The 15,546-nt window shown below is 36.4% G+C and carries 11 protein-coding genes and 1 tRNA gene; 2 read left to right on the plus strand and 10 right to left on the minus strand.

Annotated features, from left to right (window positions below; genetic code table 11):
* Positions 1 to 29: 29 nt before the first annotated feature.
* The 9 genes from EV197_RS15155 to EV197_RS15195 all read right to left on the minus strand — a co-directional run bounded on the left by EV197_RS15155 (position 30) and on the right by EV197_RS15195 (position 10,719).
* The gene (locus EV197_RS15155; RefSeq protein ID WP_130287644.1) at positions 30 to 1,289 is read right to left on the minus strand and encodes a serine hydrolase; all 1,260 of its coding nucleotides are present in this window, start codon (positions 1,287 to 1,289) and stop codon (positions 30 to 32) included.
* Position 1,290: 1 nt separating this feature from the next.
* The gene (locus EV197_RS15160; RefSeq protein WP_130287645.1) at positions 1,291 to 4,206 is read right to left on the minus strand and encodes a PEP/pyruvate-binding domain-containing protein; all 2,916 of its coding nucleotides are present in this window, start codon (positions 4,204 to 4,206) and stop codon (positions 1,291 to 1,293) included.
* Between the two features lie 230 nt (positions 4,207 to 4,436).
* A tRNA-Val gene (locus EV197_RS15165) sits at positions 4,437 to 4,511 on the minus strand.
* An 85-nt stretch (positions 4,512 to 4,596) separates the two neighbouring features.
* Complete coding sequence (locus tag EV197_RS15170) at positions 4,597 to 5,814, minus strand: bifunctional folylpolyglutamate synthase/dihydrofolate synthase (RefSeq protein WP_130287646.1); 1,218 nt, start codon at positions 5,812 to 5,814, stop codon at positions 4,597 to 4,599.
* A gap of 128 nt (positions 5,815 to 5,942) precedes the next feature.
* The gene (locus tag EV197_RS15175) at positions 5,943 to 6,791 is read right to left on the minus strand and encodes a cell envelope integrity TolA family protein (RefSeq protein ID WP_341273030.1); all 849 of its coding nucleotides are present in this window, start codon (positions 6,789 to 6,791) and stop codon (positions 5,943 to 5,945) included.
* Positions 6,792 to 6,832: 41 nt separating this feature from the next.
* Positions 6,833 to 7,225 (minus strand): ExbD/TolR family protein, encoded by a 393-nt coding sequence (locus tag EV197_RS15180; protein ID WP_130287648.1) that lies wholly within the window; start codon positions 7,223 to 7,225, stop codon positions 6,833 to 6,835.
* A gap of 1 nt (position 7,226) precedes the next feature.
* Positions 7,227 to 7,895 (minus strand): MotA/TolQ/ExbB proton channel family protein, encoded by a 669-nt coding sequence (locus EV197_RS15185; RefSeq protein WP_242610753.1) that lies wholly within the window; start codon positions 7,893 to 7,895, stop codon positions 7,227 to 7,229.
* Positions 7,896 to 7,996: 101 nt separating this feature from the next.
* The gene (gene nhaB, locus EV197_RS15190) at positions 7,997 to 9,466 is read right to left on the minus strand and encodes a sodium/proton antiporter NhaB (protein ID WP_130287650.1); all 1,470 of its coding nucleotides are present in this window, start codon (positions 9,464 to 9,466) and stop codon (positions 7,997 to 7,999) included.
* Positions 9,467 to 9,492: 26 nt separating this feature from the next.
* Positions 9,493 to 10,719: a Glu/Leu/Phe/Val dehydrogenase dimerization domain-containing protein gene (locus tag EV197_RS15195; protein ID WP_130287651.1), complete on the minus strand. Its 1,227-nt coding sequence runs from the start codon at positions 10,717 to 10,719 to the stop codon at positions 9,493 to 9,495.
* Between the two features lie 429 nt (positions 10,720 to 11,148).
* Here EV197_RS15195 and EV197_RS15200 point away from each other — a divergent pair, with 429 nt between their 5' ends.
* Together EV197_RS15200 and EV197_RS15205 are read left to right on the plus strand one after the other, a co-directional pair.
* Entirely contained in the window at positions 11,149 to 12,291 is a 1,143-nt protein-coding gene (locus EV197_RS15200; RefSeq protein ID WP_130287652.1) for an acyl-CoA dehydrogenase, read from the plus strand.
* Positions 12,292 to 12,598: 307 nt separating this feature from the next.
* Positions 12,599 to 14,812, plus strand: coding sequence for an ATP-binding protein (locus EV197_RS15205; RefSeq protein ID WP_130287653.1), 2,214 nt, complete (start codon positions 12,599 to 12,601; stop codon positions 14,810 to 14,812).
* A 36-nt stretch (positions 14,813 to 14,848) separates the two neighbouring features.
* Here the strand turns inward: EV197_RS15205 and EV197_RS15210 are convergent, their stop codons facing one another.
* Positions 14,849 to 15,346: a TlpA family protein disulfide reductase gene (locus tag EV197_RS15210; RefSeq protein ID WP_130287654.1), complete on the minus strand. Its 498-nt coding sequence runs from the start codon at positions 15,344 to 15,346 to the stop codon at positions 14,849 to 14,851.
* Positions 15,347 to 15,546: the final 200 nt, after the last annotated feature.

Genomic DNA, 15,546 nt, shown 5'->3' on the forward strand with positions numbered 1-15,546 from the left:
ATGTAAAACTCCTGGTTCGTGAGTATTCACTATGGTGTTCGTATAATTTTATCGATTCTACTTGCCAGGGCCAAATGCTCACTGGCGGAATTCTTACTCAGTACATTACTCATTAAGCATACCATATAGGTAGTTCCGTCCTTATGCTCTATAATAGCCACCGAATTCATATAATTATAGACATTACCTTTGTATTTACCACAGGCTGCGTCTTTGGTTTTATCACATTTATATAAACTGCCCGATTTAAAATAGACCGCCGCCTCTTTTAATTCTGGTGCCTGTGCATAGCGTATTCTTCGGTCAGTCATATACATCAATCGCTTGATTTCCAAACTAGATTGTTGGTCTATCACCTTGCCCTGTTCTAACTGAAGCATCCATTTCATTAAGCCTAATGGTGTACCAATACTCCCGCCTTTGTCACCAACATAAGTATTTGCCCCTCGTGTAAAAAAGCTCCCCAAACGCCACTCATCCTGTGAGATACCTAAAGTTCTAAGCGGTTCATTTACCACAGCAATTGCTAAGTCTGTAATATCTTTTTTTGGCGTATTTTTAAAATACGCATCTGCTTGTTCCTGGGTTAACTCTGGATACTTATCTTTAAAAGCAGCCATTAACAACGCCTCTCGCCATACTACACTGGCTGCGCCATTATTACTTACAGATAGGGTATGATCCGCCCACTCAAACAACGAAAACACATCGGAAGCTACAGCTTGCCTTTTAACCAATGTATTGGAAACCGTATCAAAAACTGGTATTGTATGCTCATCGGTTAACACCCAATTGCCACCCTTTACCTTTTTATTTTTCAATAGTGCCACGCGTTTTTCCCAGGATTTAGGGTAAATCGTTTTCAATTGCTCAAATAAAGCAGTTATTACCGCCAGCTTACCCACGCTACCGGGTTGATAACCTGCGGTTTCATTTTGCTGGGCATACCTTGTATGTTGAGGATTAGTGATATCCAAGATAGTTATAGAATAACTTTTATGTAGTTTAGGTAACAGTGTATTAATCCTTTGTTGTAACTCTTTATCTACAGTAAGAATTTTGCTAACACTGTCCCTGGCTTCAGCACGTAAATGCAGCCTAATATCATTAATGGACTTGTAGGCTCCCGGAGGTAATCCTGGATCAGGTAATTTGCCTTCTTTGGCCAATTGTAATCTTTTTAATCGCTTTATTCCGCTATGTGTATAGCCATCAATCGGATAATGATGCTCTGTGGAAAATGAGGTGAATAGAATCACCATCAGACTATAAATAACCAGTTTCTTCATCTTATAAATTTTTAGCTAATGGTATTTCTTTGTTTATGTCAATAGTTGGGGTGATCGATTCCAAATATTCAGACTTCAACGCTCGTTTATTTTCAACAAAGGGTCTGATTTGAAATAAATACAATTGATCATCCTTAAATCCGAGTTCAATATCATAGGTCATTTGCTCCTCGGCTTCTTTTTCTTTCATCGTATTAATAATGCTACGCGCAATTTGCCTAATTTGTTCTCTTTTTGCTTCATTTAATATAGGCGCATCAAAACTTGCGGTTGCTATACCGGTACCCCCAGTAGCAGGCAAAGTTTTATAATACTGTTCTCTTGCTGGTGCAATCAAAACTGTCTTTCCTTCTGCACCCAAGAGATAAGATTCTGCAGCCTGTCCATCCACCGCACCTCCAGCTCCTTTGCTAAAAGCGATAGTTAGTTCTTTAGTGTCACCCGTGCTTAATCCTTTAGTGATCACTACTCCAGAACAATTTACATCTACAGAGGGAATGACAAGAATAGAAGGATACACGTTTTCTGGGTTTACCAAAAATTGTTGCCTCCATTTAAAACTTCTTTCAGTATAGGGTGAAGCCCAAACATCTTTAATTCCCTGTTCAATTTTTTGTTGTTCTAATACATTAAATAGCGTTAAGTTAAGCCCTGCCCCGGTAAAATCTTGAAGATCTTCCATATTGGTATCGCTACGAAGAAATACTGGCACTTCGCCAATAGGTTTCCCTAAAATATTTTGAAAGGACGAAGTAAGATCGGCTTTAAACTCAGCTTTTAATGGCATCACTTTAATCGCTTCTCTTAGGATGCTCAATTGCTCCAACAAATAGTTCTCAATTTCTGCTTCGGCACTACCACTTTCCTTTTTTTCATTAGCCTTTCGGAACATTGCATTCAAGAAATCCCAATAGCTACCTGTTGTGCCAGGCATGGGCTGTAACATATGCTCTTTAAATATCCCAAAAGGAATTACAAATCCTTCTACAACCTTATCAGGAAATAATGACTTCAGCTCTCCTAAATTAGCAGCTTTTGGACCACAGGTTTTACCAGAAGCACTTTTATTAACATCTCGTAAATTTAATATCGTGTTTTGCTTTAGCTTGAGTTCCTGAATTGGTACGGCTATTCTTTCTTGATTTCTTTCCTTTACCTCAAAAAGGGCTTTTTCTGTATCATTCATTTCCCCTTCTTTTTTCATAATGACACTACCTTTGTACGAAACTGCATAAAAGACCTTGTCACCTTGGCTGAGTTTTAAATCCTGTAGATTCTCTTTGGATAAAGTAGCATTAGGGATTCCTAGATTTCGCGCTAATAACTGCACGTGAGACACCAAATTACCTTCAGAAACTGTAGCGATACCTGCCACAGGTTTTAAATCAGATGGTGCACTATCAAAAATGTAAATCTTGTCTTTAGCTACTTCAAATTCCTCTTGGTAGTTCTCAACTACTTGTAATGTTCCAAATGCATATCCAGGATTCAATCCTCTGATTGTACTTTGATTTTCAAGATTTAACACCTTATTACTTAATTTTGATTCCTGTGTAATAAACTTACCCAAGTCCCCAACACTCTTCCCTAATTGAAGTGCTATAGTACCTCTGATCCTGTCATCAATAAATGTTGCAGCGAGTGGTTCAAAAGACATATAGGTGTTTACTACAGATCCATAGGTTGCCTTTACCATGGCCGTGCTCCACTCTACTACACCTCTGGTATTTTGTAGTTTACTATAAAGCTCCCCTAAGGTTATAGTTTCTTTTTTTGCTACTTGCAATAAAGGTTCAACGGCATCCCACTCCCAACGCTCAATCAGTCCAATTCCTGCAGTTGATTTTGCTAGCACATAGTTTTTCTCCAAAAGTTCTTCTAAAGAGTTGGGATTCCATTCTGAAGCTTTTTTAAATAGCATATCTTCTAATTGCAGTGCGATATCCAGTAACACTAATCTGGATTTAGAGCTTTTATGTGCTACAATTCCATTTCTGATCGCTAACAAAGATGAAGCTAATTTTGGAGCTATTTTAGGTGCAGCGGATTCATTTTGATAGAACCCAATAAATGTAAGGAGCTCCTTTTTAACTAAAGAAGATTCAGGTAACTTATCAACCAAACTCTTTAACTGTTTACTATCCACAGGCTGATGAAATTTCTTTAGCGTTGCGATGAGTTCATCAAGCTTCTGTTTGATAGACGGTGATAAGGAAGCTTCCTTTTTGGTTTTAAATTCGATAACACTAGTAATATCCGTAGGTTCTGGATTGCTATGGATTTTAACACGCAAATCCATAAAAGGTGCATATTGATCAGATATCACCTTAGATTGCGTTCGCATTAACTTAGACAGGTTATCATCTCCTTTATGCGGAATATCCTTAAGGGATTGAAGAAGTAAAAAATAATTCTTTTGCAAATAGTCGTCTTTGCTCAATACCCATTCATAAAATTTTACACCCCACTCCTCTTCATCCTCTATTTGTATCGCGCCTCTATAGTACTGCCCTTTTTGATTGATCCAACCCTCATCAATATTCATCAAATACTTACCCAATTGATATTGTTTAAGTCTTGATTGTTGATTCTTTTGATCCCAAAAATCATTTTTATCCGTATACGCCAGTATCTGGCCTAGAAATATGTGATTCTGTTCAGCCAATGCCAACACCTTATCTTTATACGTAGCATGTTGAATGCCACCAATGGAATCAGGACAGGGATCTTTTGGCATTCGTATCGTACCATTATCACAAAACCATCGAATACTCTGATATGGCCCTCTTATATCTTGCTTAAATTCTTTTACAAGACTAGTAATCTTGTCGGCAGCAATTTTTTTTTGAGAAAACAGGTCTGCTTGCAGTATTCCTATTACTACACAAATACCAAGCTTACTTTTAAATGATGACATACGATTCCTATTATAGCTTTTATATATTCACAATTATAAGTACTATCTACTTAAAATTGTTAAGTAAAGATACAGATTAATTCAATCCACTAATTAATTAGATAAAGGAATACGAACTTAAAATAACAAACAAAAACCAAATATAAACGGAGAGATGCTACGTGAAGAAAAAGCAAACTTTTAAGGTATAAGAATAAAAAAATCCACTCTAAAGAGAGTGGATTTTTTAGTGGGCAATGAGGGATTCGAACCCCCGACCCCCTCGGTGTAAACGAGGTGCTCTGAACCAACTGAGCTAATTGCCCTTGTTTAGTTAACAATCATTCTTCCTGATTGCGGATGCAAATATAGCACAGTTTTATTCTCTACCAAAAGTTTTTTAAATAAAAATTAAATTATTTCTGCTACTACAAAAGTACTACCACCCACAAAGACTAAATCCCTTGTCGTAGCAGCTTCTTTAGCAGCTTGGTACGCTTCTTTGACACTGCTAAACCGGTGTCCTTTTAGCCCAAAATTTTTTGCGTTTTTTTCTAAATCCTCAGCGGCAAGCCCTCTAGGTAGATCAGGTTTGGCAAAATAATAAATAGCATCCGTAGGAAATAATGGCAATATTGCATCCAAATCCTTATCCTGAACCACGCCCAAAACGATGTGAAGGATATCATAGGGCACTTCTTTTAACTGAGCAATTACATATTGTAATCCGTCTTTATTGTGCGCTGTATCACAAATTACCCTAGGATTATCCTGAAGTTGCTGCCATCTGCCTAATAAACCAGTGTTCTTTATCACATTCTTTAAACCCATCTTAACGGCTGTTTCGTCAATTTTCCAACCCAAGTTTTTAAGGATCTTAATGGTCTGCAAAACAGTTCGTTTATTTTCTGTTTGATAGTTACCTCTCAGATCAGTTTCATATAACGACCCGGTATAGTTTTCTGCATAATAAATGGGGCTTTGGTTTTCCTGAGCTTTAGTTACAAAAACGGGTTTTGTTTCGGCTACTGCTTTGCCAATAACTACAGGAATGCTTGGTTTTATAATTCCGGCTTTTTCTCCAGCAATCTTAGCCAAAGTATTACCTAAAAAAGCAGTATGATCCATCCCAATATTAGTAATTACTGAAACTTCTGGTATTACAATATTCGTAGAGTCTAACCGTCCGCCCATGCCCACTTCTATGACGGCGATATCCACTTTTTGTTTTGCAAAATAGTCAAAAGCCATTCCCACGGTCATTTCAAAAAAAGAAAGACGGTTACTTTCAAAAAATTGTTGATGATCTTCGATAAAGGCAATCACCTCTGATTCCGCGATCATCTCTCCATTGATTTTGATCCGTTCTCGAAAATCTTTAAGATGAGGAGAAGTGTATAACCCGGTCTTATACCCTTGTTCTTGTAAAACAGAGGCTAGCATATGGCTGGTAGAACCTTTACCATTAGTTCCAGCTACGTGAATAGACTTAAACTTATTTTCAGGATTATTCAAATAATTAGCCAACAGCTGAGTGTTGGACAGATCAGCCTTATACGCCGTTGCTCCCTGCCTTTGGTACATAGGCAACTGCGCAAACATCCAGTCTAAAGTATCTTGATAGTTGATTGGAGAAATATTTATAATTTAATAATACATTGTACACGCTATATTATGTCGAAATTTCTTTACAATCAAGAAGAAAATTACGCATTAACTAAAACCATTAAAGATCAACAATAGGTATGATAATTCATTTACTCTCCAAGACCGAAAGTGACTTCCACAAAACCAATTTGCCGTTCAGGAGCATTCGGGTCTGGTTTCCATCTAAAGGTAAGTGCTGTCCGTTTAGCAGGGTCTAGCAGACAACTCGCATTATTCGTCGTTCCTTTGACTCCAGGAGTTGCTTGAATTACTTTCCCAGACCTATCAACGACTATTTTTACTACTACTCTACCCGATTCATTGCATTCCTGCACCACCTTAGAATTCGTGGGTCTGCCGCGTCCATTTAATCCATAACCTACACCGCCTGAACCACCGGGTCCCGGTTGTCCATAATAGCTAGTAGCATAGGGATCACCATCTGGATTTCCTTTATCACCACTGCTCGTATCATTGCCTTCCCCACCCTTTTTAGCATTTCCATCAGTTTCTGGTCCATTGGCAAAACTGTCCAAGATATCCAAAGTGGATTTATCTGGTTTAGGGTCTGGCTTTTTTTCTTCTACCTTCTTATCAGTAGGTGTTACCTCTTTTTTGGTTTCAGTAGCCTCCTTTTGCTTTTCAGGTTTTTCTGTTTTTTCAACAGGTTCTTTGTTTGGTTTTTTATCAATGACCGGAGCCTCTTCATTATCTTGAGTGACTAACTCTTCTTCTAACTCAGCAACCTCACTACTTTCTTGAGGCTCAGAGGGTGTCTCCTCTGGAGTTGTTTGTTTTGGAGTAGTCTTCACTAACTCATTAGGCTGTATGGTACCAGAACCTGTTATACTGTTACCAAAATTAACTGCGATCCCCCTTTCTGGCGGAGGATCCAAATAGGTAACTCCTAGATACAGTAATAACAAAACAATGACCGCGTGTATAATGGTCGTTAACACGAATGATTTCCGTTTATATTTTGTATCTAAATTGAACATATTTACTCTGGTCTAACGGCCAATATGACTTTATATTTATTTCTATTGGCGATATCCATCACACTTACTGCTTTTTCGATAGGCACACCTTCCTCAGCCCTTAGTATAATCGTCGGCTCATTTTTACCGGATAGCTTAGCGCGTAACGTACTTTCTAAACTACTTTGGCTTACACGTTCTTCATCAATATAATACTGCAACTTATTGGTAATGCTTACAGATATATTTTGAGTACTGGAGCTTTTACCTTTGGCTTTAGGTAAAATTAAATCCAAAGCTTCTGGTGTAATGGTCGGAGAAGTAAGTAAAAAGAATACTAATAACAGAAATACAATATCTGTCATCGAACTCATACTAAACTCTGGACTCACCTTATTTCTTCCTCTTAAATTCATATTATGCAGGTTCGTTAAGTAAGTCTAAGAAATCTACTGCATTAGCCTCCATAGTATGGATAACTTTATCCGTTCTTACCACCAAATGGTTATAACCGATGTAAGCAACAATACCTACGACCAAACCTGCCACAGTTGTGGTCATTGCGGTATAAATCCCCTCAGCTAATGATCCCATATCTGCATTACCTTCACTTGTTGACAGATCATGGAATGCTAAAATCATACCAATTACTGTTCCAAGAAACCCTATCATAGGAGCAGCACCTGCCACGGTTGCAAGTATACTCACATTTTTTTCGAGTTTATAAACCTCTAATCGGCCAGCATTTTCAATAGCTTTGTTGATATCTTCAAGAGGGTGACCAATTCTGGAAATTCCTTTTTCTGTCAAACGAGCTACTGGATTATCCGTTTGTGCACAAAGTATTTTTGCAGATTCTAGTTTTCCACCGGCTACATTATCTCTAATTTGATGCATAAAATTCACATCATATTTAGAGGCTGCTTTAATAGCAAAAAGTCTTTCAAAATAAATATAAACAGCTACAAAAAGGAGTACAAAAAGAATAGCTATAATAATGACACCTGCAGGACCACCACTAAGTAATAAGTCCATTAATGAAAGTGTCTTTTCAGTCTCCTGATCTACATCACTAGTAGATTGCATCAATGATATCAGCAACGATAAATGCTTCATAAGTTTAAGTTAATTTAAGGTTAGTATACTAACGTTACTATTTGGGGTTAAGTATATTTAGATTTAGGATTTTATAAAAAGTAAATGATTCCTAACAATCCTACTCCTCCTAAAACAATGGTATAAGGAAAAGCCATTTTAACCATTTTCATATATGACAACCCAATTAATGGCGCTAAAGAAGAGGTTAACAAAAATAAGAACGCTGCCTGACCATTAGGTGTTGCAACACTCGGTAAATTTGTCCCAGTATTTATAGCTACAGCTAATTTTTCGAACTGTTCTCTGGTAATTTGCCCGTTATCAAACGCCTGTGCTACCTCTCCAATATATACCGTAGCAACAAATACATTATCACTGATCATTGAGAGTAACCCATTTGCCATATAAAACATAGCCGGTTGATCTTGTGGGTTTAAGGTCAATGCCCAATCAATAATTGGTGTAAAAAGATGTTGGTCGTGGATCATTGCTACTACTACAAAAAAGACCACCAATAAGCCTGTAAAGGGAAGCGCTTCTTCAAAAGCTTTACCTAGCTGATGTTCTTCGGTGATCCCCATAAATGCAGTTTGTACAATAATTAAAGCTAAACCAATGAATCCAACCGGAGCAAGATGCAAGGCCAATCCAACAATTAGTAGTAGTGCAGATACACCCTGAACAATTAATCCAAATTTTGATTTTTCGGATCGGTTAGCATCTTCTTCTTTAGTATAATTCTCTATTATTCTTCGTGCAACATCCGGCAACTTATCACCAAAGCCAAACCACCCTGTTTTTTCTAATAAAATCGTGGTCAGCAAACCTGCACCTAACACGGGTAATGAAACATGCATCATTTCTAAGAAGAACTGAATAAAATCCCATCCCATTCGCTCTCCAATAAGTAAATTTTGAGGTTCACCCACTAACGTACACACTCCTCCTAGAGCTGTACCCACTACTCCATGCATCACTAGACTTCTTAAGAAACTACGAAATTGCTCCAAGGTTTCACCGCTTAATTCTTTGCGATCTAACACTCCACTGTCATCATAATCCCCTGATCCAGAATGAATTTTATGATACACTCCATAAAACCCAACGGCAACACTAATCAGTACTGCAGTTACCGTCAAGGCATCTAAGAAGGCTGATAAGATTGCTGATAAGAAAACAAAGAGCAATGACAATACCATCTTCGACCGTATCTTAGTAAACACTTTACTGAAGATATACATCAATAGGGGTTTCATAAAATAAATACCCGCAACCATAAATACTAAAAGCAAAACTACCTCTAGATTTTGATCCACCTCGTGATAGGCATTATGTGGCGTGGTCAAATTAAGTGCTAAAATTTCAATAGCAAGTAATCCTCCTGATTGCAGTGGGTAGCACTTTAAAGCCATCGCCAGGGTAAAGATAAATTCCCCGATAAACAACCAAGCAGTAATGGTTTTACCTAAAATATAAAAGGAAAAAACATTAAAAATTAGAAATCCAATCATTAAGAATTTAAACCATCTTGGGCTGTTTCCTAAAAAATATTTAAACATAATTGCTTCTATTTATTCATTTACTATTAAACCAGTTGAGTAAGCGCAATTTCAAACGCAGTTTTACTGATATTTACTTTTTCTCTATTTTTATCATGGATGGCTTCCATCGCCTTTTTAATACGATCAGAGGTGTCCAAAAATATAGCTTCATCCGTCATTTGTACTTTTCTTTCCATAAAATAGGCAAAAACTCTTGCCATTCCACAATTAGAAACAAAGTCAGGTATCAGACTTATCTTTTCATCTGTAAACTCCATAATTGGACCAAAAAAGATCTCCTTATCCGCAAAAGGCACATTCGCTCCACAAGATACCACTTCTAATCCCGCAGCGATCATTTTTGAAATTTGATCCTTGGTAATTAACCGCGATGCTGCACAAGGAGCAAATATATCGGTTTGAATCGACCAGATCTTTTCATTCATTTCATGAAAGGGAATCAAAGACTCGTGGTATAATTTATTACCTTGCTTCGTTAGGTATAATGATTTTATTTCTTCAAAAGTAAATCCATTTTCGTTTATTAACCCACCTGCGTGGTCAATAATCCCAACAACTTTTGCACCCATTTCAGCCAAATAATAGGCCGCAGCGGAGCCAACATTACCAAACCCCTGAACAACTGCTTTTTTTCCTTTTACATTTCCGCCATAAATGTCATAATAGTGACGTACAGCTTCAGCGACCCCATATCCAGTGATCATATCCGCTACCGTGTACTTTCGGGAAACATCGGGTGAAAAGGTGGTGTTTTCCAAAACTTTTATCACACCTTGTCTTAACTGCCCTATTCTATTAATTTTATCAGCTTCAGTAGGTTGAAAATGACCGTTAAAAACCCCTTCCTGTGGATGCCAAACACCACACTCTTCTGTAATAGGGATTACCTCGTGTATTTCATCAACATTCAAATCTCCCCCGGTACCGTAATAGCTTTTTAATAGAGGCGAAACTGCTTTATACCATCGTTTCAGCACATCTTTTTTTCTAGGGTCATTGGGGTCAAAGTTTATTCCGGATTTTGCCCCGCCTATAGCTGGACCCGAAACGGTGAACTTGACCTCCATCGTTTTTGCCAAAGATAACACCTCATTCATATCCAATCCTTGACGCATACGTGTACCTCCACCTGCAGCCCCTCCCCGTAAGGAGTTAATAACTGTCCAGCCTTCGGCGTCCGTCTCTGAATCTTTCCAATTGAATACTATCTCTGGTGCTTTATCTTCGTATTTCTTTAATAATTCTTTCATTGTGGTTGTTCAATTTACTGTAATTACTATCTAAATGATAACTTTAGTTTCTCTTCAATCTTAATTAAAAATCCTCCTTGTGGAGGTCAAAGCTGTGTCATATAATTTAGATTAACAATAAATTGAATAAATGATTTATCGGCATTTCACAAATATATAAAACTATATTCCTCTAAATCTTAAATGAATTTAAAATTATGGTATAATTATAAACCATTTTTACACTCCAAATACTTCCCTCAGTAGCTCCTTATTCAGAAATAAAATAAATTGTGAAAATCGTATTTGCAAAAAACAAAAAAAACAGCTAATCAATCATTTTATAGAGTATATTTGTGAGATTAATAAAAAAAAAGGAATTATACCTTTTTATTTTCATCAAAAAGTAGAAATTGTGTATTATGCACGCACAGTAAATTTTCTTATAATATGGATTTTAAATTAACAGAAGAACAACTAATGATCCGCGATGCGGCACGTGATTTTGCTAAAGCTGAATTACTATCCGGAGTAATAGAGCGGGATTCTAAACAAGAATTCCCTGCTGAGCAGGTAAAAAAAATGGGAGAGTTAGGGTTTTTAGGTATGATGGCATCGCCAGAATATGGCGGTGGTGGAATGGATACACTATCCTATGTACTGGTAATGGAAGAGCTTTCGAAAATTGATGCATCTGCATCGGTTATTGTTTCGGTTAACAATTCATTGGTTTGCTGGGGGCTTGACACCTATGGAACTCCTGAGCAGAAAGAGAAATACCTTACTAAACTTACAACCGGAGAATCTATTGGTGCTTTTTGCTTGTCTGAGCCAGAAGCAGGAAGTGATGCTACCTCTCAACGTACCACTGCAATAGATAAGGGAGATCATTATCTACTAAATGGAACCAAAAACTGGATTACAAACGGAGGTACCTCTGACTACTATTTAGTAATTGCTCAAACAGATAAAGAAAAAGGACACAGAGGAATAAACGCATTCATCGTTGAGAAAACATGGGATGGTTTTGAAATCGGGCCTAAAGAAGACAAACTAGGTATTAGAGGAAGTGATACGCATTCCTTGATCTTTAATGATGTTAAAGTACCTAAAGAAAACCGTATCGGTGAAGATGGCTTTGGATTTAAGTTTGCTATGAAAACCTTAGCTGGTGGTCGTATTGGTATTGCTGCACAGGCGCTAGGAATAGCTGCTGGTGCTTACGAGCTTGCCAAAGAATATTCTAAAGTTAGAAAAGCCTTTGGTACGGAAATTATGAATCACCAGGCGATTGCTTTTAAACTTGCGGATATGCATACCAAGATTGAAGCTGCCAGAATGTTAGTTTACAAATCTGCAGTGGATAAAGATAATGGAGATGATTATGATTTATCTGGTGCTATGGCCAAGCTATATGCTTCTGAAGTAGCTATGGAAACTGCTATCGAAGCAGTACAAGTACACGGAGGTAACGGATATGTAAAAGAATATCACGTGGAACGTTTAATGAGAGATGCTAAAATCACTCAGATCTATGAAGGAACTAGTGAAATTCAAAAAATTGTAATTTCTAGAAGTATTCTTAGAGATTAAACGTTACAATAATAGAGTATGATAACAAGGGTGCAGAAATTTTCTGTACCCTTTTTTAATGCTTTTATTTTAAATATCCTGTGCATAAACTTCAGGATAGTTTAAAATTAAAAGTAACCTTAGTACTGATGCTTTACATTGATAATTTACATATTGACATAATTAAACACACTAATTGTAAGTTTAAACTTACAATTTTTAACAACAAAAACTGTAAAAAACGTTTTTTAACTATTATAATGTGTTTTTTGGCGTTTTTTTAATTTTTTTTACATATATTTGAAAACCCCAAAATCGATATTCGTATATGCAGTACAACAAAGTTAAAAAGTATCTCATTATTTCACTTTTAAGCTTGCTTCCTTTTGCTACTATAGGTCAGGAATATGAAAACCTAACCTATAAAGAGCTCGAGACTACTGTAAAAAAGACGGAGAATCGTATAAGCTCTATGGGCAGGGTAAATTCCATCCGAACCATTGAAACTATAATTGATATTGCGGGGAAATTTCATACTTCTCAAGAGTTTTATTTAAAAGCTTTATCCTACAACGTTCTCGGTAAAATTCACTATTTGGCTAAAGACTATAAAAAAGCCATAGAAAACTTTAAGATTGCTGAGTTATTTTTAAAGGAAATTAAAGGTTATCCAGATCTAAGAATAGATATCAATAACAACATTGCTGTCATCTATTTAGAAGGTTATGATAAGCCTGGTAGAGCACTACAAAAAATTAAGGTAATCTACGAAAGCTACACGGATTTAGACCCTGATCTAAAGCATAGTATTGAGTTAAACCTGGCTAATATTTATATTCAAATCAAAAAATACAACAAGGCCTATACACTACTAAAAAGATGTGAGAAACATTTTTCTGACAAACCTAAATTAGCTTCAAGTTTATCCAGAACCTACGCTAGCTTTGGAGACTATTTTGCAAAAAAAGGCAAATATGATGTAGGTATACATTATTATGAAAAAGCAGCTGATATTGCCGAAACTAATGAATGGTATCGCCAAGCAATGGAAATTTATAAAAAATATGAAGAGCTTCTTATTACCATAGGTCGAAAGGATCTTGCCTATACTATTTTATCTAAATACACCAAACATCAGCAAACCGCATTTGAATTAGAAAAATCGCAAGCTGATCAATTTAAGCAGCAATTAACCGTAGTTGAAGAGAAGAAAACGATAGAAACCCAAAAGGCGGAACAATCCAAAAACATTTCGATTCTTACCTTATCTCTTTTGGTATTGTGTCTTATATTCTTTTGCTTCTTTATTTACAACCATAAAAAGACAAAAGTATTAAGTGAATCGTTAGCAGTGCGTAATAAAGAACTGAAGCGTGCCAAGAAAGAATCTGATAAATTAGCCGCTGTTAAGACCAAGTTCATCTCTACTGTTAGTCACGAACTACGAACACCGCTCTACGGGGTTATTGGATTATCCACTATCCTACAGGATCGTATAAAAGATGAAGAAAATCAAAAATTTATTAAGCTTATGAAATTTTCTGCCAACCACCTTCTTAATTTAATTAATGACGTTTTACAAGTTTCTAAGATGGAGTCTTACGAAATAAAACTTGATGAATCCAGTCTTAATTTAAAGACACTTGCTTATAATATTAAAGATTCTTTTCAATATCAAGCAGAAGAAAATGGCAACACCCTTAATTTAAATATTGATCCAGACATCCCTACCAATCTTATCGGTGATTCCATTAGACTTTCTCAAATTTTTATAAATCTAATTGGTAATGCTAATAAGTTTACTAAAAACGGTAATATTTGGTTAAACTTTATAAATCCAGTTATTAAGAAGGATACTGTAGCAATACGATTTGAGATCAAAGACGAAGGAAGAGGAATTCCAGAAGAAAAACAGAAGCTTATATTTGAAAAGTTTTCTCAAGCTGAAAAAAATGATCACGGAACAGGTACCGGTTTAGGCTTACATATTGTAAAGAATTTAGTAGAACTACACGGCGGCGAAATCAATATTGAAAGTACACCTGGAAAAGGATCTACTTTCTATTTCACTCTAAGTTTCAAAATAGACCATCAAGCAACTGAAACTGCCGATATTGAAGAATCCACATCTGCTATACCATTAACTGAAACCTCAGATTATACTATATTAATTGTTGAAGATAATAAGATCAACCAGGTAGTAACCAAAAATATCCTAAAGTCCAGAGGTTACAAATCCGAAATCGCAAGTGATGGTCTAATCGCTATTGATATGGCATCAAATAATGATTATGATCTTATTTTAATGGACTTAAATATGCCGAATATGGGTGGAATGGAAGCGACTCTAAAGATTAGAGAATTCAATAAGGGAGTACCTATTGTTGCATTAACGGCGTCTGATAGTCACGGAACGATAAAGGAGATATTAGATCCTTCCTCAGGATTCAGTGACTTTTTACATAAACCTTACAAGAACGAGGAGTTTTTCAAAAAATTAGAATTCCATTTAAGAGAACATAACGTATCCAAAGCTTCCTAATATACCATTCATTTACCAAAATATTTTGACTGGAGATTAGTTTGAAAAATCATAAGCTTGGAGCTCCTCAATTGTAAATTCCCCTACTAAAATTCCATCAGGATCTATTAGAAATAGGGATGGGATTTCGGTTACTCCATATTTCCTAGCAATAGGAGAGGAAAGAACAATAGGCGCGGTTTCTACAATTTGATTTTTCCAATTGAACACAAATCTTTGCTCCACCTTCTGCCAATTTTGGGGATCTTTCTCTAGTGCTACCGTAACAATACGTAAATCATCTATTTCTTGATTTGCTAATTGAACAAGTTTTGGTAGCTCTTTGATACAAGGACCGCACCAAGAACCCCAGAAATCCAATAACACATAATTCCCTTTAAGATCTGACAATTGAAATTGCGTACCATCCACCAATGTAGCCTTGAAATCAGGAGCTTTTTGACCTTCAGACACACTAAAGTATTTAAAATGTATATATACAGCTAAAAGCACAAATAGTATCCCTAGTAAACTAAATTTTGCAACTTTATTCATCGATTATCAAACTTTGCATTATTGATTGGAATATAACATATTTAAGAAAAACAGGAAGAATTAATACATCACTTTGGGTGCACCTGTCAGTATTTTCCCATATGATATACAAACAAAAAACCCTTCACTGATTAGTGAAGGGTTTTCAAAGGAAGGCGGCGACCTACTCTCCCACGATTGTAGTACCATTGGCGCTAACG

The sequence above is a fragment of the Aquimarina brevivitae genome (assembly GCF_004216895.1).
GTDB classification, from domain to species: Bacteria; Bacteroidota; Bacteroidia; order Flavobacteriales; family Flavobacteriaceae; genus Aquimarina; species Aquimarina brevivitae.

Bases quoted from the DNA above. Each gene is read 5' to 3' on its own strand.
- EV197_RS15185 (WP_242610753.1), bottom strand. From the start codon at position 7,895: ATGCAATCTACTAGTGATGTAGATCAGGAGACTGAAAAGACACTTTCA.
- EV197_RS15160 (WP_130287645.1), bottom strand. From the start codon at position 4,206: ATGTCATCATTTAAAAGTAAGCTTGGTATTTGTGTAGTAATAGGAATA.
- EV197_RS15205 (WP_130287653.1), top strand. From the start codon at position 12,599: ATGCAGTACAACAAAGTTAAAAAGTATCTCATTATTTCACTTTTAAGC.
- EV197_RS15210 (WP_130287654.1), bottom strand. From the start codon at position 15,346: ATGAATAAAGTTGCAAAATTTAGTTTACTAGGGATACTATTTGTGCTT.
- EV197_RS15155 (WP_130287644.1), bottom strand. From the start codon at position 1,289: ATGAAGAAACTGGTTATTTATAGTCTGATGGTGATTCTATTCACCTCA.
- EV197_RS15200 (WP_130287652.1), top strand. From the start codon at position 11,149: ATGGATTTTAAATTAACAGAAGAACAACTAATGATCCGCGATGCGGCA.
- EV197_RS15180 (WP_130287648.1), bottom strand. From the start codon at position 7,225: ATGAATTTAAGAGGAAGAAATAAGGTGAGTCCAGAGTTTAGTATGAGT.
- EV197_RS15195 (WP_130287651.1), bottom strand. From the start codon at position 10,719: ATGAAAGAATTATTAAAGAAATACGAAGATAAAGCACCAGAGATAGTA.
- nhaB (WP_130287650.1), bottom strand. From the start codon at position 9,466: ATGTTTAAATATTTTTTAGGAAACAGCCCAAGATGGTTTAAATTCTTA.